Below are 18714 nucleotides of genomic sequence, written 5' to 3'. Positions count from 1 at the left end.
GGGTTGGCAAATAATACACTACATACAAACTTTTGCCAATAGCGGAAGTTAATGTAGCAAACGTTTTTTATTGATTTGCTGGGCTTTTTTCTGGGCTGCACGCTCCGCATATACTTTTTCTACGGCGGCCTTCACGCGTTCTACACTGAGTGTGGGTGGGGCATCCACCATCCTAATATGAATGTGTTTCATTTTGTAGTTTTTTTATTGATTTACCCGAATTTACGTTGCTTTTTTGTGTTTTTTGCTAATTTTTTTAGGATAACATTACATTAACTTTTCGGGATAATGGCCCGCTAAAAATGAAAAAGGATGTACCAAACCGATACATCCATATCTCAAAAAGTGCAGGCAAATATCACCCAAATAAATCACTCGATAAGTAACGGTCTCCCCGGTCGCAAATAATGCACACGATCACACCCGCTGAAAGTTCCGCTGCCAGCTTCACGGCCGCCGATACGGCGCCGCCGCTGCTCATACCGCAAAAGATGGCCTCTTCCCGGGCCAGCCTACGCGTCATCTGCACCGCCTCTTCCTCGGATACTTCCATGATCCGGTCTACCCGCTGGCGTTCAAATATCTTGGGCAGGTAAGCCTCGGGCCATTTGCGGATGCCCGGAATCCGGGAGCCGTCTGATGGCTGGCAGCCTACGATCTGCACACCGGCATTTTGCTCTTTCAGGTAGCGCGATACGCCCATGATGGTACCCGTAGTACCCATGGCGGAAACAAAGTGGGTGATGCTGCCTTCGGTATCCCGCCATATCTCCGGACCCGTGCCGCGGTAATGGGAGTTATAATTATCGGGGTTGGCAAATTGGTTCAGCATCAGATAACCACCCTTGGCCACCTGCGCATTGGCATAATCAATAGCACCTTCCATAGTAGGGGTAAGCGTTACTTTGGCCCCAAAAGCCTCCATGCTCAGTACGCGCTCGCGCGTAGCATCTTCAGGCATCACCAGTTCTATGGGAACGCCAAACAGGCTAGACATCATCGCTAGCGCAATACCGGTATTGCCACTGGTGGCCTCCACCAGTGTTACGCCCGGTTGCAGTTCCCCACGGTCTATTGCGCCTTTGATCATGCTATAGGCCGCACGGTCTTTTACACTACCGCCGGGATTGTTCCCTTCCAGTTTGGCGTAGATGGTTACGTTCGGATTAGTGGGAATGCGCTGCAAGGCTACCATGGGGGTATTGCCCACCAGGTCCAGCAGTTTTAAGTTTTTATTGACAATCATACTTTCATGCTTTTGTTAAAGGTCAGCGCGCCACCATGGTGCCATCGGCGCGGTAATAAATGCGGGTGAAAGGGGCTACGCTTTTTATCAGCCACACGTTGCCGCCAATTACGCTGTGATGCCCGATTACCGTGTCGCCGCCCAGGATGGTGGCACCAGCATAGATCACCACATGGTCTTCTATGGTAGGATGACGCTTATTTTGCGCCATCTCTTTTTCAATACTTAATGCACCCAGCGTTACGCCCTGGTATATCTTCACATGCGTGCCGATATGGGTGGTTTCACCAATTACTACACCGGTGCCGTGGTCTATGCAGCAATAAGACCCTATCACAGCTGCCGGATGTATATCTATGCCGGTGGCTGCGTGCGCTAGTTCGGTGATGATACGGGGCAGCAAAGGTACCTTCAACTGAAAGAGCCGGTGGGCGATGCGGTAAAAAGCGATGGCATAAAACCCGGGATAGGCACGGATCACCTCGTACAGACAAGTGGCAGCAGGGTCGCCCAGCAATATGGCTTCCGCATCTTTATTCAGGTCTCCATATATCTGCGGCACCGCATCCATAAACGCCTGCGCTACCGCCGCGGCGGGCTGGGGGAGGGAGGTTTGCATGGGTTGCAGCAGGTGCTGCAACTGGCGTTCCAATAAAGTAGCATAGTCTGCCAACACGTCGTAAGCAGTGAAAACCCGGCCGGTATGCTCCGGGAATAACCAGTTCACCAGGTTCTGCGTAAAATCTTTGACCGCCGGGGTAGCAGGAAAAGCAGTTGCTGCCGCCGATTGATGCCGCTGGTGCAGTTCATCCAAAAAATCGTTCATGTAAGCAAAATTACAGGTAATTAGGTAGGTAAAGTTAAGCTAATCTATGGGATAACAGGATGAAAAATGAGCGCATCCGGCCTGTCTTTCTACCCGTTGGTTGAAAAAATCCCCTATTTTTGACCACTGATTTTTACAAATCCGGCGGCATAAAACCATCGTTGCTAAAGAGGGGATGACCCTGCACAACCGACTGCCCACGGAATTAAACCAGCACAACATAATTATGGCCAATATATTAATCATCGACGACGAAAAAGCGATCCGCAAAACCCTCTCCGAAATACTCGGCTACGAAGGCTACAAAATAGACGAAGCCGCCGATGGCGCGGAAGGTTTCAAAATGTTCCAGGCCAAAACCTACGATGCCGTGTTGTGCGATATCAAGATGCCCAAGATGGATGGCCTCGAATTCCTGGAAAAAAGCAAAGAGATAAACCCGGATATACCCGTTATCATTATCTCTGGCCATGGCAATATCGATACGGCGGTGGAAGCGGTGAAAAAAGGCGCCTATGATTATATTTCCAAACCGCCCGACCTGAACCGCTTGCTGATTACCCTGCGCAACGCGCTGGACAAGACTTCTTTGGTAAAAGAAACCCGTACCCTTCGCAAAAAGATTACGAAAACACAGGAGATGATCGGCAATTCTGCCCCCATCCTCAAAATAAAAGAAACGGTAGAAAAAGTAGCCGCCACAGACGCCCGGGTATTAGTAACGGGCGAAAATGGGGTGGGCAAGGAGTTGGTGGCCCGCTGGCTACACCAGCAAAGCCATCGCGCCGCAGGCCCGCTGGTGGAGGTAAACTGCGCCGCTATTCCAGGTGAACTGATAGAAAGCGAATTGTTTGGCCACGAAAAAGGATCGTTTACTTCCGCCGTGAAACAACGGATTGGAAAGTTTGAACAGGCCAGCGGCGGTACCCTCTTCCTGGATGAAATAGGGGATATGAGCATGAGTGCCCAGGCCAAGGTGCTGCGCGCCCTGCAGGAAGGACGCATTACCCGTGTGGGCGGCGACAAAGAAATTGCGGTAGACGTACGCGTGGTGGCCGCCACCAATAAAGACCTGCTGCGGGAAGTGGAAGATAAAAATTTCCGGCTGGACCTTTATCACCGCCTCAGCGTAATCCTTATTCATGTACCTTCCCTCAACGAGCGCCGCGATGATATTCCCCTGCTGGTAGATCATTTCCTGGACAATGTTTGTAAGGAATACGGCATTGCCAAAAAAGCCATTGATCCCGCCGCGCTGAAAGCCCTGCAGGAATATAACTGGACCGGCAATATCCGTGAACTGCGGAATGTAGTAGAACGCCTGGTGATCTTATCAGGCAAGGTGATCATGCCGGAAGATGTGGACGATTACGTGCTGCCCGCCCGTGACAAGAAAAGAGTGAATACCTGATACAACGGACATTGTACAATCTTTTGCTATGCCACAACACATTTATCTCATTAGCGGCATGGGCGCCGATGGAAGGCTGTTTCAAAAATTGCGTTTCCCCGAAAATTACGTAGTGCATCATTTGCCCTGGCTTACACCGGTATCGCCAGATGAAAGCATTGCTGCCTATGCTGCCCGCTTTGTGGAGCAGATAGCTTATCCAAACCCCGTGCTGATGGGCGTTTCATTTGGCGGCATCCTAAGTATGGAAATAGCCAAGCAAATACCCGTAAAAAAAGTGGTGTTGGTATCCAGCATTAAAAGCTCGGCAGAAAAACCGGCCTACTTCAATTGGGTGCGCCGTCTGGGACTTCTTCACCTGCCAGATCAACTTATTTTACAATCGCGCTACCCGGTGGTGAAATTTTACAATAACATAGAAACGCAGGAAGACGAACAATTGCTGAAATCCTTTCTCTCCAGGCAGGACAACGTGTACCTGCGTTGGGCCATCCGCACCATTATTCACTGGCAAAGCAATACCATACCCGCCCCGCTCTATCACATTCATGGTACCAAAGACCGGCCCTTCCCTTTTCGCAATGTAAAACCTACCCATGTTATTCAGGGCGGTGGACACTTTATGGTGCTGAACCGGCATCAGCAAATGAATGCCATCTTACAGGTATTACTGGACTAGCAAGGATGTTAATGATGTTGCAGGTAAGTTTCCAGCTCGCTGGTAGAAGAGAGGATGGTGATGCCTTCAAAGTGGCGAAGCTGCGCTGCAACTGGTCCAAGCACCAGCACTTGGGCCCCGCCACTCCTATTTTTTACCAGTGCTATGTAAGCGCTCAGGTCGGGCTGGGCAAGCTGGGTGATCAGGTAAGTAAGCAGGTGGGTAGGTTGCTTCTGTTGTACAAAGTAGGCAATATCTTCCATGGGTACATCCGGGCCCAGGTTGGTTACCAGCTTCCCGTTTTTTTTCAGGAGATAATTGATGTAAAGCAGGGGTATTTCGTGCAACTCACCTTCCGGCAGGAAAGTGAGGTAATGATTTGCTGCATGTAGTGGTGTATTCAGTCCATCGGTAGCCACGATCAGTTTACTGCGGATGAGGGTAGAGGCAAAGTGTTCCTGGGCGGGAATTACATGGTCTGTTAGCCACAATAGCCCAATGCGGTGCAGGAAGGGATAAATCACTTGCGTTATGCAGGTGTCAAAATCCATATGCACGAGCATGTTTTGGAAAGTGCGCTCAAAACGCAGTTGGTCAAAATCCAAAGTAGCTTCAATGAGTTGGTGTAGGTAGGCTATAAAAAAAGGGGCGCTCCCCAGGCTGGCCAGGGTGGCTGCCTTGATCTCCTCTTCACTCATGGCTGCAATATGAGAGATTTTCTTACCCCTATGGTACAGTTGAGCTACCCGGAGCAAGGCTTTAAGATCGTCGTTGTTGTAAGTCCGGTGATTGGTGTCTTTGCGTTTAGGTAACAACAAATGGTACCGCCGCTCCCAAATGCGCAGGGTATGAGCTTTTATGCCCGTGAGGTGTTCAATATCTTTAATACTAAAATTGTTCAAATTTATGGCTCCACTTATAAAACGAATGTAGGGCTTCACAGATAAAATTTAAGAAACTTTTATGCCTGAATATTAGGTGGCAATGACCAGAATATTATATTTGTTCTTTTAAAATATCTAAATCCGACTGCATGAACCTTGCATTTTGGCGCAGGAACAAGGATGGACAGAAGAAAAAGAAGTCGGCGGTAAGGGAATGGCTGGATGCAGCTATTTTTGCCATTATCGCTGCTACACTGATCCGAACGTTTATATTTGAAGCCTATACGATCCCAACCCCTTCTATGGAAAAAACATTGCTGGTGAACGATTTTCTGTTCGTTAGCAAAGTAAGTTACGGTCCACGCATTCCGATGACCCCCCTGGCCGTGCCATTCACCCATCACACCTTGCCTTTTACTAAATACACGAAAGCTTATTCCGAATCGGTGCAATGGAAATACCACCGCCTACCAGGCTTCTCCGATATTCACCGCAATGAGGTGGTAGTATTTAATTTCCCCGAGGGCGATACGGTAGCCCTTGAAATGCAGGACCAGAGCTATTATGGCCTGGTGCGCAATGCAGGTGGGGGAGACGCCGGCCGACAGGCAGTATGGACACAATTTCATGTAACCAGCCGCCCGGTAGACAAACGGGAGAATTACATTAAGCGCTGCGTAGCCGAGGCGGGCGATACCCTGCAAATTAAAGACGCAGTGGTATTTATAAACGGCCAGCAAGCCCCCATTCCGCCCGGTAGCCAAAACTACTACCAGGTAAAGACCAATGGAGATGAAATAAACCAGGATAGGCTGCAAGAACTGGATGTTACAGACCCTCCCTCCAGCGAAGGCCAGGGCCTTTTCCAGTATAATATGACCCATACTGCTGCCAACGCAGTGAAGGCATTCCCGATCGTGTCAGATATTCACCTGGACTTGCAAAACGATTACCTCAGCGTGTGGCCGCAAGATCCCAACCATTACAAATGGACACAGGATAATTTCGGCCCGCTATATATTCCTAAAAAAGGGGTAACCGTACACCTCGACAGTTCCAATATTGCGTTGTACCGCCGCATTATTCATGTGTATGAAAATAATACCCTGGAAGAAAATAACGGTCACTTCGTGATCAATGGCAAGCCAACTGACAGCTATACGTTTAAAATGAACTATTACTGGATGATGGGCGATAACCGTAACAATTCGCTGGACAGCCGCTACTGGGGCTTTGTACCGGAAGATCATGTAGTAGGCAAGGCCTGGATGATCTGGATGAGTTATGGCAACGGAAGCATCCGCTGGAGGCGCCTCTTTAGCCTGATAAAATAAAACCCAACGATCGGTTGCATTGGAATCCCGCCCACGTGGCGGGATTTTTTGTCTGTATTTGTTATTAACTTTCCACTATGCACCTTCATCAGCAATATTTTGAATATCAGGTCTACGACGACGTTTCCGAACTGGCACCTGCAGATGCCCACCTGTTGCAACGGGCGCGCGCGATAACGCAGCATGCTTATGCGCCTTACTCTCACTTTCGTGTGGGTGCAGCTGCTCTATTGGCCAACGGGCAGGTGGTAACTGGTACCAACCAGGAAAATGCTTCCTACCCCGTAGGCATTTGCGCAGAGCGCACTACCTTATCGGCCGTATCGTCTTTATTCCCCAATATGGCTATACAAACCCTGGCTGTGAGCTATTTTAATGAACAAGGCCTAAGCAACCGGCCCATTTCACCCTGCGGCATCTGCCGGCAGTCGCTCAGCGAATACGAAAACCGCACCGCCACCCCCATACGCCTGTTGCTGAGCGGCCAAACAGGTAAAATATTCGTAATCGAAAAGGCCAGCCAGTTGCTCCCATTCTCCTTTTCTAATGAAGATATGTTGTGAAAGGAGGGAAATGTAAGCGCTAGGAAATGAGATGCATTGGTCAAAATAGATTTTAATTTTATGTATATTAATTTATTTATATAACAATTAAAATTATATTTGTTTTGTCACCAATCGCTTATTTTTAGCATGAATCCTTACCGTTTCCTATGCCTTTTGATGTTTGGGTTTGTTAGTATGACAGGGGCATTTGCCACAGCTGGAACCCCTTCAACAAAAGCAAGGCAATTGTACAAGGAGGGCCTGGCTCTTCGCAGTAATGGCCAGTTGCCGGCTGCTATTTCCCGCTTTAGCGCTGCTATTTATCTTTACCAGCCTTTCACAGATGCTTACCTCCAACTGGGGGATATTTACCGTATTCAGCAACAACCGGAGAAAGCTGTTACCCAATACCAGGCTGTGCTGGAATGCCAGCCAGGTCACATTTACGCGCTACGGGGACTGGCGGCTGTTTATTATGATCAGCATGCCTACGAGCAAGCGCTTACTTATGCCCTGCAAGTGCGCGCGCAGGGTGTTTCCGGCGAAAGTTTACGCATAGGCCAATGTTATGCCGCCCTGCACGACAGCATGTCCGCACAAGATGCTTTAAAGATGGCCTGTGCAGAAATGCCGGGCAATAGTGAGCCGCCCTGCCTGCTGGCCAGGCTATATGCCTCAGGAGGAAACTTTGCGGCCAGCATTTACTACTTCCAACAGGCCATCCGGATAGATAGCACCCAATCTCAATTATATTACGAAGCGGGCAAGATATATTTTAACATCAACGACTATACGAAGGCTATTCAGTATTATGAACATGCAGCAGCCCTGGGACTGCCGCTCCATACAGCCTACCATTATAACCTGGCCATGGCCTGCCTTAAACTGGAACAAACTGCCAAGGGTATTAAAATGCTGGAGGTGGCGCTGAGTCTGCATCCTGAGGATATTCCCGCTATTTATTTGCTGGCCCATACCTATTACACCCGGCAGGAATTTAAAGAAGCGATTGTTCAATGGAATTTACTGTTATCTTTGCAACCCGAAAACGCATTTGCCTTGTTTATGCTGGGCAAATCTTATATAGGGGCGGGAAACGTTGATAAAGGAATCGCGCTTTGTGATAGGGCACTGTCTGCAAACAGCAGTGTGCCCGCCAGCATGTAACCCTAACAATAGCATAATACACGGGAACATGTTATGCCCGCAAAGCATGATTAAACAAGATTTCTAGAATCGGGAATACTCCACAGCCAATATGCACACAGTGCAGCCGGGGCCGGCAAGCTCCCTTCATGCACTGTGTTTAGCTGTGGCAAAGTAAAGGACCGAAATTATATAATGGGCAAGGCCGGTAACATTGGGTTACCGGCCTTGCTATTGTTATACCTCTTTTACATTTTACATTCTCTCTGGTACGCGAATGCCCAGCAGGCGCATGCTTTGGGCAATTGTATTGGCCGTTAGGATTATGATCTGCAAGCGCAACTTTTTCTTTTCTTCCGATTCGGCATCGAGAATGGAATAGGTGTATTTGCCATTAACTTTTTCGCCATAGAAAGAGTTGAATTGCTGGGCCAACTGAAAAGCATAGGATGCTATAACAGAAGGGCTGTATTCTGCGGCGGCCTGGTCTAAGATCACTTCAAATTGTTCGTTCAGCAGGATGAGGGCTTTTTCCAAAGGTTGTAACTCACCGGCGTAGCGGAAATGCTCCAGCCCTTGCTGTGCTTCGGCGCCTACTTCGCGCAAAATGGATTTGATACGGGCATGCGCGTACTGTACAAAGGTGGCCGTGAAGCCATGCAGGTCGATGGACTCTTCGGGATTGAAGACCATCCTTTTTTTAGGATCTACCCGCAGGAGGAAGAATTTCATAGCGCCCAGGCCAATCATTTCGTAGAGGGGTTGCAATTCGTCCTCGCTGAAATTTTTCAGTTTGCCAGACTCCCGGGTCTGGTTGCCGGCAGTGGTCACCATTTCGGTGATCATGTCGTCTGCATCTACCACGGTGCCTTCCCTGCTCTTCATGCGGCCATTGGGTAGCTCTACCATGCCGTAAGATAGATGTACAATACCCGGTGCGCTGGGTTCTCCCAATTTTTGGAGGATGAGCTGCAACACCTTGAAATGATAGTTTTGTTCATCTGCCACCACATACAGGCTTTTGTCCATTTTGTACTCCTCGTACTTCAGGCGGGCAGTACCGAGATCCTGGGTCATGTATACGGAGGTGCCGTCGCCCCGCAGCAGCAGCTTCTGGTCCAGCCCATCGGCTGTCAGGTCTATCCACACCGAGTTATCTTCCTTGCGAAACAAAATGCCTTTATCCAGGCCATTGGCCACCAGGTCCTTGCCCAGCAGGTAGGTTTCGCTTTCGTAATACATTTTATCGAAGTCTATACCCAGTGCTTTATAGGTAGCATCAAAGCCTTCATATACCCAGCCGTTCATCATTGCCCAGAGGCTGTGTACGGCCGGATCACCGGCTTCCCATTGCTGTAGCATGGTTTTGGCCTGCTGCATAATGAGGGTTTGGTTACGCGCCAGTTCTTTGATCTCGTCTTCTATTTTGCCTAGTTTTTCCTGATCGGCCTGTACGGCTGGCTTTTGCAGGGCTGCGCCCAGGGTGGTGATCTTTTGGAGGGTTTCGCCCTGGAAGTCGCTGTAGTCGCCGCTTTGCACACGATTTATGATAGGACTGGCTTGGTCTTTAAGGAGCTGCTCAAACAATACATAATAATCTCCTACCAGGTGATCGCCTTTTTTCCCACTGCTGGCAGGCGTTTCACCATTGCCCAGCAGTTGCCAGGCCAGCATGGACTTACAGATATGTATGCCGCGATCGTTTACCAGGTTGGCCTTTACTACTTCATAGCCATTGGCTTTAAGTATTTCCGAAACTGAATAGCCAAGGAAGTTATTCCTGAGATGGCCCAGGTGCAGGGGCTTATTGGTATTAGGGGAAGAGTATTCCACCATCACCTTTTTGCCATTAGGGGCCTGTAAGCCGTGGCGGGGATTGTTATATTGTGTTTGCAGGAAGCCTGTCCAGTAATCTGTTGCGATAGTGATATTGAGGAATCCTTTGACTACATTAAAGCGGGCTACCAGGGCGGGGAAATTAGCCACGAGATAGTCGCCCAGCCGTTGCCCGGTTTCCTGCGGTTGCTGGCGGCTGAATTTGGTAAAGGCAAAAGTTACGATGGTGTATTCTCCTTCAAATTCGGGTTTGGTGGTGTTAATGGAAATGTCTGCCGCGGTCAGTGATTGCTGATAGAGGGCGTTAATGCCCTGGGCGGCAGCTATTTTGATGGCTTGTATTACTTGCATCTTTTCTATTTTGTCCTTACCGGCGTGGATCGCCGGTGTTTTTTAAGTATTTGGTGGCGATATTCGCCGGGTGGATGACCTGGGTAGAGCTGGCTATAAATCTATCATCATCCACCGGTCGCAGCCAAAATGACCCGTATTGCCCAAAGGGCCTGGCAGGTCTCGGAAGCCGAGGTGAGCGTATACCTTAACGGCCTTCTCCAGTTCGGGAGCAGTTTCCAGGTAACACTGTGTATATCCATTGGTTTTGGCAAAGTGCAGGCAGTGCAGGATGAGCTTTTTACCCAGTCCTTGCCCACGGCTTTGGGGTGAAAGATACATTTTCTGCAACTCGCACACATCTCCTTCCAGCGGCCCTATGCCGGCGCCACCCACTACTTGCCCGTTGCCTTCTGCTACGAAGTAGGCCGATCGTTGCGCCTGGTACAGTTGGTACAGGTGGTCGGTGGTGGGGTCTGTGAAGACGGTACCGGGTCTGGCCATGTTGTGTTCCCGCAGTGCCATGCGTATAATATTGGCCAGCACAGCGTTATCCCCGGGGGTAATGTTCCTGATCGTAATGTCCATGCACTCAATACCCCTGTTTTTATACCTCCCCAGATTGTTGCAGCAGTGCCGCATGTTGTATAGGAGGTGTTTCACAGGGACTGCAAAAATAACAGCAGCCAGTGATGTTACAAAACACAACTGGCTGCTGTTATAAAAAAAGGTGCATATTATTGGGTACAATGAGCGATGCCAGGCCCGTTTGCGAACCTTTTGCACCGCTCCTATACTTACTTGCTACTAGTAGATGGTAAACTCAACGCGACGGTTGGCTTGACGGCCTTGGGGCGTTTTGTTGCTGGCAATGGGCTGGGTTTCGCCATAACCTACCGCTTCAATGCGGGTAGGGTTAGCTCCACGGCCTACCAGGTAAGCTTTTACAGCTTCTGCACGGTCTTTAGAAAGTATCATGTTCTTGCTATCGCTGCCTACGTTATCAGTGTGGCCAGCCAATTTCAGGCTAAAACCACGGGTAGTGAGCAGTTCTGCCACCTTATTCAGGGTTTCGTAAGAATGGGGCAGGATATTGGACTTGCCGGTAGCAAATTCCAGGTTCCGTACCGCTTCGCGTACTACGCGGTTGTCTTCCTCGGTTACTGTTACTTTCTCAATTACCTTAGGTGCTTCCGGAACGGGCAGGGGACATCCGCTGCCATCTACCTTGGTGCCGGCTGGTGTACCTGGGCATTTATCGAAGAAGTCAGATACGCCGTCGCCATCCTGATCGGCAGTGAGGCGGGCTACATTGGCAGACAGGGAATCGTTGGTTACCTGTTCAGCATTCAGGCGAGCCTGCACCTGATCGGTAGCAGCTTTTTGAGCTTCCAGCTTGTCATACAAGATCGCAGCAGGATTGCTGAAAGCCAGCTGGGGTTTGGAATGTTTGCCAAATACAAATTCCAAACCGGCATAACCGTACGAAAATTTGTCTTTCTGGCTACCATGCACATATCCGTCCAGGTTGTCGCCATCTGTGAAGTAGGTGGTGTAACCCAGATCCAAGTTTATCCCTTCACTCAGTTTAAATTTAAGGCCTGCACCCACGGGGATTACTAGTTCCTGGATATTTTTGCCACCAGCTTTATAATCTACTTCAGCGCCGCCCACCGGGGTAATCCGGGGACTGTAACCAGCTATACCGCCACCAGCAGATACATAGATCTGTACGAAATTCTTGCGGTGCAACCAGTTAATATTGGCCACCGTAGCCACCGCACTCAAAGTAGCGGTCCATTTCAGTTTGGTTTCAAATTCACTGTAAGGACTATTGGAAGTGGTACCATTGCCTAGTTTGTCATCGTTATTGCCTGTAAGCTTCCCTCCCAGATAATCGGCACGCAAGGCCAGGCTATGCAACAATTGCCATTTTACATAGGCACCGTAGCCAAAATCGGCTTTCCATTTCGTAAAGTCATTTGAGCCACCGGTGGGAGACACTGCGCCCAGGCCGCCACCATTTATACCAATTGAAAATGTCCGGTAATCCGCAGTGCCATCAAATATTGCAGGGCTACTGGTGGAGGTTCCTGTGGAGGGAGCGGTAGATTGGGCATGTACTGCCAAGGGCACAAAGAGGGCACAAATAGCCGTCGCCCATAGGAACTTGTTGTTGTTCATAAGGAAACAAATTTAAAGGGTGATGTAAATAAAAAATACGAGGTATGGATAGATAAGGACTGGGGAAAAGGGTCTTACTGATACAATTCCACTATGTAATTAACGCTTAGTAATGACAAACCCGCAGGATAAATTTCGTATTTCAGACGTACAGTCAATATAGCGCTGCCAGCTATGTCACTTACAATGGAAAATTCTACGTCAAATATAGGCTGTTTTACAACGCAACTGACATAATTGCATAAATATTTTGCTTGGCATAATCATTGACAAACTCACCCTGAATCTAACACTAACACAAAGACTTACAACGCAAAGAATATAATCACTATGGGAAAAATAATAGGCATTGACTTAGGCACTACCAACTCATGTGTGGCCGTTATGGAAGGTAACGAGCCGGTAGTGATCGCAAACGATGAAGGCAGAAGGACTACGCCTTCCGTTGTAGCATTTTTGAAAAACGGCGAAAGAAAAGTAGGTGACCCGGCAAAACGCCAGGCTATCACGAATCCCGTAAACACCATTATGTCCGTAAAACGTTTCATGGGCCGCAACTTCGAAGAAGTAGGCAATGAAATTGGACATTGGAGCTACAAAGTAGCAAGAGGAGAAAATAATACTACCCGTATCGACATTGACGGGCGCTTGTATACGCCGCAGGAAATTTCCGCGATGATTCTCCAGAAAATGAAGAAAACCGCAGAAGACTACCTCGGACAAGAAGTAAATGAAGCGGTAATTACCGTTCCAGCTTACTTTAATGATGCACAACGTCAGGCTACCAAAGAGGCTGGCGAAATTGCAGGACTGAATGTTCGTCGTATTATCAACGAACCTACCGCCGCTGCACTGGCGTACGGTATGGATAAAAAACATGCTGATAGCAAAATCGCCGTGTTTGACCTTGGTGGCGGTACCTTCGACGTTTCTATCCTGGAACTGGGTGATGGTGTATTTGAAGTAAAATCAACCAATGGTGATACCCATCTGGGTGGTGACGACTTCGATAAAGTGATCATGGACTGGCTGGCCGACGAATTCAAAAAAGAAGAAGCGGTAGACCTGCATAAAGATCCCATGTCATGGCAGCGCTTGAAAGAGGCGGCAGAAAAAGCCAAGATAGAATTGTCTTCTTCTCAGGAAACTGAAATTAATCTTCCTTATATCACCGCAGTGGATGGCGTTCCCAAACACCTGGTGAAAAAACTCACCCGCGCTAAATTTGAACAATTGAGCGACAGCCTGGTGGAAAGAACACTGGAACCTTGCCGCAAAGCACTGAAAGACGCAGGTTTGGCTACTTCCGATATAGACGAAGTGATACTGGTAGGTGGTTCTACCCGTATTCCGAAAATCCAGGAAGTAGTAGAAAAATTCTTCGGCAAACGGCCGAGCAAGGGTGTAAACCCGGATGAAGTAGTGGCCATTGGCGCTGCCATTCAGGGTGGTGTACTCTCTGGTGATGTGAAAGACGTATTGCTGCTCGACGTTACCCCACTTTCATTGGGTATAGAAACCATGGGCGGCGTGTTCACCAAACTGATTGAGTCTAACACGACCATCCCTACCAAAAAATCCGAAACGTTCTCTACCGCGGCAGATAGCCAACCCAGCGTAGAAATTCATGTGCTGCAGGGCGAACGTCCTTTAGCCAGCCAGAACCGCACCCTGGGCCGTTTTATCCTTTCTGATATTCCGCCTGCTCCCCGTGGCATTCCTAAGATCGAAGTGATTTTCGATATCGATGCTAACGGTATCCTGCATGTTACTGCCAAAGACCAGGGTACTGGTAAAACGCAGAACATCCGCATCGAAGCTGGTTCCGGATTGAGCAAGGAAGAAGTGGAAAAAATGAAGGCAGAAGCCAAGGCCAACGAAGCCACGGATAAAGAAGCCAAAGATAAAATTGAAAAGGTGAACCAGGCCGATAGCCTGATATTCCAAACCGAAAAACAACTGAAGGAATATGGCGACAAGATCCCAGCCGATAAAAAAGCCCCGATCGATGCAGCCCTTACCAAGTTGAAGGCCGCACACGCCAGCCAGGACATCGCCCAGATCGATGTAGCAGTGAACGAAATGAACACTGCCTGGACCGCCGCCAGCGAAGAGTTGTACAAAGCATCTCAAGGCGCGCCACAGGGGGAACCCGGTGCACAGCCCGGCGGTGGTACTGAAGGCGCCAGCGCAGCCGGCGAAGGCGTAACCGACGCAGAGTTTGAAGAAGTAAAATAGTTCATCACACGATGAATTAAGTTAACAGGTAAATGCCCCGGACTGGTTCCGGGGCATTTTTATTTCCAGTAGTGGCGCCGCTGTGGTAAAAACGTAATTTTGATATTATGCAGTTGCAACTCTATCCATTCGCCTTAAAGTTTAAACATACGTTCACTATTTCCCGTAAATCCAAAGACGTGCAGCCGCTGCTGGTGGCCCAGCTTGGCCAGGACGGCCACTACGGGCTAGGAGAAACCGCCGACAACGCTTACTACCACATGACCGTACCCATGCTGATGGAGGCCATCCAAGCCCATCGCCCCCTCATTGAAAACTACACCCTGGACACGCCCGAAGCGTTTTGGCAAACCATGTACCCGCGGTTGCAGCACAACCCCTTTGCCCTCTGCGCCCTGGACATGGCCGCACACGATCTATACGCTAAAATGCAGGGCAAAAAACTATACGAATGCTGGGGGCTGAACATTTCCCGGAATCCTATGACAGACTTTACCATTGGCATAGATAGCCTGGAAAACATGGTGGCCAAACTTAAGGAAGTACCCTGGCCCATTTACAAAATTAAACTAGGCACCCCCCACGATATTGGGATCATAAAAACGCTGCGGCAGCATACAGATGCCGTTTTTCGCGTGGATGCCAACTGTGCCTGGACCGTGGAGGAAACGTTGCGGAATGCCGATGCACTGGCCAGGCTGGGAGTGGAGTTTATTGAGCAGCCCATGCCCGCGGATCAATGGGAGGGCATGCGGGAGGTGTACGAAAAAAGTGCCTTGCCGCTGGTGGCCGATGAAAGTTGTATTGCCGAAAGCGATGTGGCCAGGTGTGCCGGCTTCTTTCACGGCATCAATATCAAACTCACCAAATGCGGTGGTATTACACCTGCCCGGCGTATGATCTTTGAAGCCAGGCAACTAGGCATGAAGGTAATGACCGGCAGCATGAACGAAAGTACGGTAGGTACCTCTGCGGTGGCCCATTTGCTGCCCTATCTTGATTACACCGATATGGATGGCCCCTTGCTCCTGGCGGAAGATATCGCCACCGGCATAAGGATGGAAAATGGTAAGATTATTTATGCCGACCGGCCAGGCACCGGCGCGCTGTTAATACATCCGCTGCACTAAACCGCTAATATCTTATTCCACTACCTTCCAACGCTTGGCAAAAAATATATAGTCATGGATATGTCCCTCTGCCTCAATGGTCTTGCCACATAAGGGTTCCAGGGGATTATGCATGAAGGGATTGCTGTTCAAGGGGCGGATCAGGTAGGCGGCGGCGGGCGTTACAATATACACGCCCCAATGCTCGCTTTTTGTGGTGCGGCCAAACACGCGCGGTTCCAGTTTACCCCGTATGGTAATTAGCGTATAGCCGTTTCCGTTATTATCTGTTTGCTGGTCTGACATCATTTTTTATTTGAAAATTAGCGGCGCACATATTCGCGGAAGCCAAGTATCTCGTTGTCTTTTTCTTTCACTACCAGTACCCTGGAGTCTTTGATGGGGCCATTTTTTGTTTTGGACGTGGCATATACGTGAAAGCGTATGGTGGTCTTGTAGGCACCCAGGCCGGGTTGATTGCTGGCTATGCTGGTTTTGTTGATGTAGGTTTGTTTGTCCGTTGCTTTTTTATTGTATTTATGTTCTTTCAGTAAACTATTTAATCCCTCCGCCACGTTGGATTTCAGCGGAGTAGCCCTGGTTTTTTGGGGTGGTACAATGAACCCATTCAGGAGCCGGCCCTTGGCGACCATATTATCGCGACGGTTTTGAACGCTATTCACCATGCCTTTGGAGCGGGTTTTGTCCGGTGCCGTGGCTGCATCTTTAACTGGTACTACAGAAGGATCGCCGAGCAGGTAAAACTGGGCCAGTGTTTTCAGCTCATAGGGGTCCAGCGTGGGGCCCATTTCTGTGAGGAAACGCTGCCTGGCTTCCAGTAGCGCACGGCCAGTAGAAGCGCCGCCCTTCAGTACATTCATCATAAAGTACTGTGTGAGCAGGTCTGCCAGTCCCTGTCCATCTGCCGGCCCGTAGGCAATGGTAGTACTGCCCATGAAGGCAATAGCTTTATTTACCAGGTAAGTACTGGCCACGCTCAGGGCGGAGGGTTCCAGCAGGGTAGGATTATAAAGCTGTGCGCCATAGCAGCATTCTGCCGCCACGATGGTGCCGGCGCTGAGCTTCTTATGCAGGGTGGTCGCTTCGAGGGAAGTAGGATAATTGGCCCCCTGCTGCCCGTAATAGTTGGGGTCTAGCGGAGCACCATGGCAATTATAAAAATGCGATTTGGCCCTGAGTTGCTTACCGGTATATGCCGGACCAGCGGAAGGGCTGATAAGCAGGTGGGTACTATTGCCAAAAATATGTGTTACGCTTTGTCGGGTACTCTTTTGCCATTCCTGCACGCTCACGGCAAAATAGTTCTTATAAGAGGCTGCTGTGGCGGGTTTGGCGGCAACTGCCTGTTGGGCTATCGTGTGAAAATAAGCGGCATCGGCCTTTCCGGGTATATCCGGTAGCCGGCCTACCACCCGGGTAGGAGCCACAAATTTTGTGACGTTGGTATCGAAAGCCACATCGCAAGCGTAGGGCAGGTCGCTAGGAATGGTACGATCTTCATCCGCTTCCCCAAACAGTTGGTTTTGCAATAGTTGAAAAGGAATAATATCCTGCGCGCCGGCCAGCAGGATATAGGCTGGGTTAAAATGCTTGTAAAGCGCGTCCACCGCGTTTTTGTTCTGCTGCAGGTTGTCCGCGTTTTTTACGGCTTTGGCCTTGAAGGCTTTTAGTTGGGAAGCGTCGTCCAGGAATATTATGGAGGTGGCAATGCCTTTGTGCTTATCTGCAACGCGAATGGCTTGCAGATCGGCCAGGATGGCCTTGTATTGCTGGCCATACTTTTTAACCAGGGCAGATTTATTGGTAAGAATAAGCTTAATGGTTGCCATAACCTTTTCCGGGTTTCCTGCAAAGGTAAGCCAAAAGTGGCAGGGGCTTTTCCCTAAAGCAAACCGCCTTACGGCTTGTGGTCCGTAAGGCGGGCGTTATATGCAAAAGAGGGGATTCCTGTGCTTAGGCTACCCGCACGCGTTGTACCTGTTCGCGGGCGGTGTACACCGCGCTCAGCAGGTCGCGGGTATCGGGCTTTTGCTGGAAGTAAGGATCTACTGCGGCAAAGCTGATTTGCTGGGCTGGAGAGATCACGTAGGTGGCCGGAATGGGTACGTCTGCATTGATGCCGGACACGCGGTCCCATATAGGATCTGTTTTTTCGTATATCCCTGCCAGTGAGGCAATGCCATGGTTACGGTCATGCAGGATCGGGAAAGTAAGCTGGTACTTTTCCACGAGTGGACGCAGTACTTGCTCGCCTTCGGCGGCGATTAGCAACAGGCGGCCACCCATTACCTTAATATCGTTATGCAATTCCTGTAAGTGTTGCAGCAGATCCAGGCCATACTGGTTCCAATGCACGGAAAAAAATGCCACCACCAGTGGGCGGTCCAGCAAAAGGCTCAGTGGCATAGAAATATCATGTGGCCAAAAGCTGGCCGGTGTTACCAATGCGTCTTTACGCAACAGGGCATCCGGAAAGCGGTCATTTTTGCGGAGTGGGTTTATTTTAACGCGCTGTACCCCGCGTGATTCAAAGCGATCAGGAAACTGAATATCGAGAATATCGGCGTATCTATGGAGAGTAGACATGTTATTGGAAGATTTGAGGGTGATGCTAAGTGATGTTGCAAAAATAAAAGAGCGGGAATCCGCTATGATAGGGCGTTTTCGAGATCAACATCGTACAGATGGGCGGTAGGTGTAATTGTGATAACTGAAAGGCATAAAACATATCTTTTTGATCGGTAAAACAAAGATAGGGTAATTCTACTAATAACCTACAGGTTTAGTAGACTAATAAAAAAATATTTTTCAAGTTGTTTGTATTCAATTAGTTAGAATATTAATCCCCTGGCATTGCCTCTTTTTTATAGTATTTTATGCAGGTATTTGCCACCGCCGCGCAGTGTTTCCCTTAGATTGCTTGGGTTTGACTTCCTTGCGAAGATG

General features: G+C 49.2%; 17 protein-coding genes. 7 read left to right on the top strand and 10 right to left on the bottom strand.

All coding sequences use genetic code 11. The features are described from left to right. Nucleotides 1-48 precede the first annotated feature (48 nt). The 3 genes from GA0116948_RS21320 to GA0116948_RS18680 form a co-directional block, all read right to left on the bottom strand. A complete protein-coding gene (locus GA0116948_RS21320; protein ID WP_165798384.1) occupies nucleotides 49-192 on the bottom strand; it encodes a hypothetical protein in 144 nt (47 codons plus the stop codon). A 166-nt stretch (nucleotides 193-358) separates the two neighbouring features. Then, the gene (gene cysM / locus GA0116948_RS18685) at nucleotides 359-1246 is read right to left on the bottom strand and encodes a cysteine synthase CysM (protein ID WP_089715030.1); all 888 of its coding nucleotides are present in this window, start codon (nucleotides 1244-1246) and stop codon (nucleotides 359-361) included. A gap of 22 nt (nucleotides 1247-1268) precedes the next feature. Next, entirely contained in the window at nucleotides 1269-2072 is an 804-nt protein-coding gene (locus GA0116948_RS18680) for a serine O-acetyltransferase (protein ID WP_089715027.1), read from the bottom strand. Nucleotides 2073-2298: 226 nt separating this feature from the next. Between GA0116948_RS18680 and GA0116948_RS18675 the strand changes: the two genes are divergently transcribed. Beyond that, nucleotides 2299-3483 (top strand): sigma-54-dependent transcriptional regulator, encoded by a 1185-nt coding sequence (locus GA0116948_RS18675; protein WP_089715077.1) that lies wholly within the window; start codon nucleotides 2299-2301, stop codon nucleotides 3481-3483. 28 nt (nucleotides 3484-3511) lie between these two features. Next, nucleotides 3512-4162 (top strand): alpha/beta fold hydrolase, encoded by a 651-nt coding sequence (locus GA0116948_RS18670; RefSeq protein WP_089715025.1) that lies wholly within the window; start codon nucleotides 3512-3514, stop codon nucleotides 4160-4162. Nucleotides 4163-4170: 8 nt separating this feature from the next. Here the strand turns inward: GA0116948_RS18670 and GA0116948_RS18665 are convergent, their stop codons facing one another. Continuing rightward, nucleotides 4171-5043: a MerR family transcriptional regulator gene (locus GA0116948_RS18665; RefSeq protein WP_123891736.1), complete on the bottom strand. Its 873-nt coding sequence runs from the start codon at nucleotides 5041-5043 to the stop codon at nucleotides 4171-4173. 131 nt (nucleotides 5044-5174) lie between these two features. Between GA0116948_RS18665 and lepB the strand changes: the two genes are divergently transcribed. From lepB to GA0116948_RS18650, 3 genes are all read left to right on the top strand, one after another. Next, nucleotides 5175-6359, top strand: coding sequence for a signal peptidase I (gene lepB, locus GA0116948_RS18660; RefSeq protein WP_089715021.1), 1185 nt, complete (start codon nucleotides 5175-5177; stop codon nucleotides 6357-6359). Between the two features lie 77 nt (nucleotides 6360-6436). Beyond that, on the top strand, nucleotides 6437-6922 hold the full coding sequence (locus GA0116948_RS18655) for a cytidine deaminase (protein WP_089715019.1): 486 nt from the start codon (nucleotides 6437-6439) through the stop codon (nucleotides 6920-6922). A 228-nt stretch (nucleotides 6923-7150) separates the two neighbouring features. Further along, a complete protein-coding gene (locus GA0116948_RS18650) occupies nucleotides 7151-8071 on the top strand; it encodes a tetratricopeptide repeat protein (protein WP_165798383.1) in 921 nt (306 codons plus the stop codon). 234 nt (nucleotides 8072-8305) lie between these two features. Here GA0116948_RS18650 and argS read toward each other — a convergent pair whose 3' ends face one another. The 3 genes from argS to GA0116948_RS18635 all read right to left on the bottom strand — a co-directional run bounded on the left by argS (nucleotide 8306) and on the right by GA0116948_RS18635 (nucleotide 12400). After that, on the bottom strand, nucleotides 8306-10237 hold the full coding sequence (gene argS / locus GA0116948_RS18645; protein ID WP_089715015.1) for an arginine--tRNA ligase: 1932 nt from the start codon (nucleotides 10235-10237) through the stop codon (nucleotides 8306-8308). 93 nt (nucleotides 10238-10330) lie between these two features. Further along, nucleotides 10331-10804, bottom strand: a complete 474-nt coding sequence (locus tag GA0116948_RS18640; RefSeq protein WP_089715013.1) for a GNAT family N-acetyltransferase — start codon at nucleotides 10802-10804, stop codon at nucleotides 10331-10333. Between the two features lie 219 nt (nucleotides 10805-11023). Further along, on the bottom strand, nucleotides 11024-12400 hold the full coding sequence (locus GA0116948_RS18635; protein WP_089715011.1) for an OmpA family protein: 1377 nt from the start codon (nucleotides 12398-12400) through the stop codon (nucleotides 11024-11026). 330 nt (nucleotides 12401-12730) lie between these two features. Between GA0116948_RS18635 and dnaK the strand changes: the two genes are divergently transcribed. Continuing rightward, nucleotides 12731-14638, top strand: a complete 1908-nt coding sequence (gene dnaK / locus GA0116948_RS18630; RefSeq protein WP_089715009.1) for a molecular chaperone DnaK — start codon at nucleotides 12731-12733, stop codon at nucleotides 14636-14638. A gap of 107 nt (nucleotides 14639-14745) precedes the next feature. Continuing rightward, a complete protein-coding gene (locus GA0116948_RS18625; protein WP_089715007.1) occupies nucleotides 14746-15768 on the top strand; it encodes a dipeptide epimerase in 1023 nt (340 codons plus the stop codon). A 12-nt stretch (nucleotides 15769-15780) separates the two neighbouring features. Here GA0116948_RS18625 and GA0116948_RS18620 read toward each other — a convergent pair whose 3' ends face one another. The 3 genes from GA0116948_RS18620 to GA0116948_RS18610 all read right to left on the bottom strand — a co-directional run bounded on the left by GA0116948_RS18620 (nucleotide 15781) and on the right by GA0116948_RS18610 (nucleotide 18354). Beyond that, complete coding sequence (locus GA0116948_RS18620; RefSeq protein ID WP_123891735.1) at nucleotides 15781-16056, bottom strand: hypothetical protein; 276 nt, start codon at nucleotides 16054-16056, stop codon at nucleotides 15781-15783. A 14-nt stretch (nucleotides 16057-16070) separates the two neighbouring features. After that, the gene (locus GA0116948_RS18615; RefSeq protein ID WP_089715003.1) at nucleotides 16071-17597 is read right to left on the bottom strand and encodes a hypothetical protein; all 1527 of its coding nucleotides are present in this window, start codon (nucleotides 17595-17597) and stop codon (nucleotides 16071-16073) included. A 124-nt stretch (nucleotides 17598-17721) separates the two neighbouring features. Further along, nucleotides 17722-18354, bottom strand: coding sequence for a redoxin domain-containing protein (locus tag GA0116948_RS18610; RefSeq protein WP_089715001.1), 633 nt, complete (start codon nucleotides 18352-18354; stop codon nucleotides 17722-17724). Nucleotides 18355-18714 lie beyond the last annotated feature (360 nt).

The sequence above is a fragment of the Chitinophaga costaii genome (assembly GCF_900094705.1).
Lineage (GTDB): Bacteria > Bacteroidota > Bacteroidia > Chitinophagales > Chitinophagaceae > Chitinophaga > Chitinophaga costaii.
The sequence above is the reverse complement of the archived record's forward strand: the minus strand, read 5'-3'. Positions and strand labels throughout refer to the sequence as shown.

Excerpts from the sequence above, each read along its gene's own strand:
- GA0116948_RS18655 (WP_089715019.1), top strand. The coding sequence starts at position 6,437 with ATGCACCTTCATCAGCAATATTTTGAATATCAGGTCTACGACGACGTT.
- GA0116948_RS21320 (WP_165798384.1), bottom strand. The coding sequence starts at position 192 with ATGAAACACATTCATATTAGGATGGTGGATGCCCCACCCACACTCAGT.
- cysM (WP_089715030.1), bottom strand. The coding sequence starts at position 1,246 with ATGATTGTCAATAAAAACTTAAAACTGCTGGACCTGGTGGGCAATACC.
- GA0116948_RS18625 (WP_089715007.1), top strand. The coding sequence starts at position 14,746 with ATGCAGTTGCAACTCTATCCATTCGCCTTAAAGTTTAAACATACGTTC.
- GA0116948_RS18615 (WP_089715003.1), bottom strand. The coding sequence starts at position 17,597 with ATGGCAACCATTAAGCTTATTCTTACCAATAAATCTGCCCTGGTTAAA.
- GA0116948_RS18620 (WP_123891735.1), bottom strand. The coding sequence starts at position 16,056 with ATGATGTCAGACCAGCAAACAGATAATAACGGAAACGGCTATACGCTA.
- GA0116948_RS18680 (WP_089715027.1), bottom strand. The coding sequence starts at position 2,072 with ATGAACGATTTTTTGGATGAACTGCACCAGCGGCATCAATCGGCGGCA.
- GA0116948_RS18610 (WP_089715001.1), bottom strand. The coding sequence starts at position 18,354 with ATGTCTACTCTCCATAGATACGCCGATATTCTCGATATTCAGTTTCCT.
- lepB (WP_089715021.1), top strand. The coding sequence starts at position 5,175 with ATGAACCTTGCATTTTGGCGCAGGAACAAGGATGGACAGAAGAAAAAG.
- GA0116948_RS18635 (WP_089715011.1), bottom strand. The coding sequence starts at position 12,400 with ATGAACAACAACAAGTTCCTATGGGCGACGGCTATTTGTGCCCTCTTT.
- argS (WP_089715015.1), bottom strand. The coding sequence starts at position 10,237 with ATGCAAGTAATACAAGCCATCAAAATAGCTGCCGCCCAGGGCATTAAC.
- GA0116948_RS18675 (WP_089715077.1), top strand. The coding sequence starts at position 2,299 with ATGGCCAATATATTAATCATCGACGACGAAAAAGCGATCCGCAAAACC.
- dnaK (WP_089715009.1), top strand. The coding sequence starts at position 12,731 with ATGGGAAAAATAATAGGCATTGACTTAGGCACTACCAACTCATGTGTG.
- GA0116948_RS18670 (WP_089715025.1), top strand. The coding sequence starts at position 3,512 with ATGCCACAACACATTTATCTCATTAGCGGCATGGGCGCCGATGGAAGG.
- GA0116948_RS18640 (WP_089715013.1), bottom strand. The coding sequence starts at position 10,804 with ATGGACATTACGATCAGGAACATTACCCCCGGGGATAACGCTGTGCTG.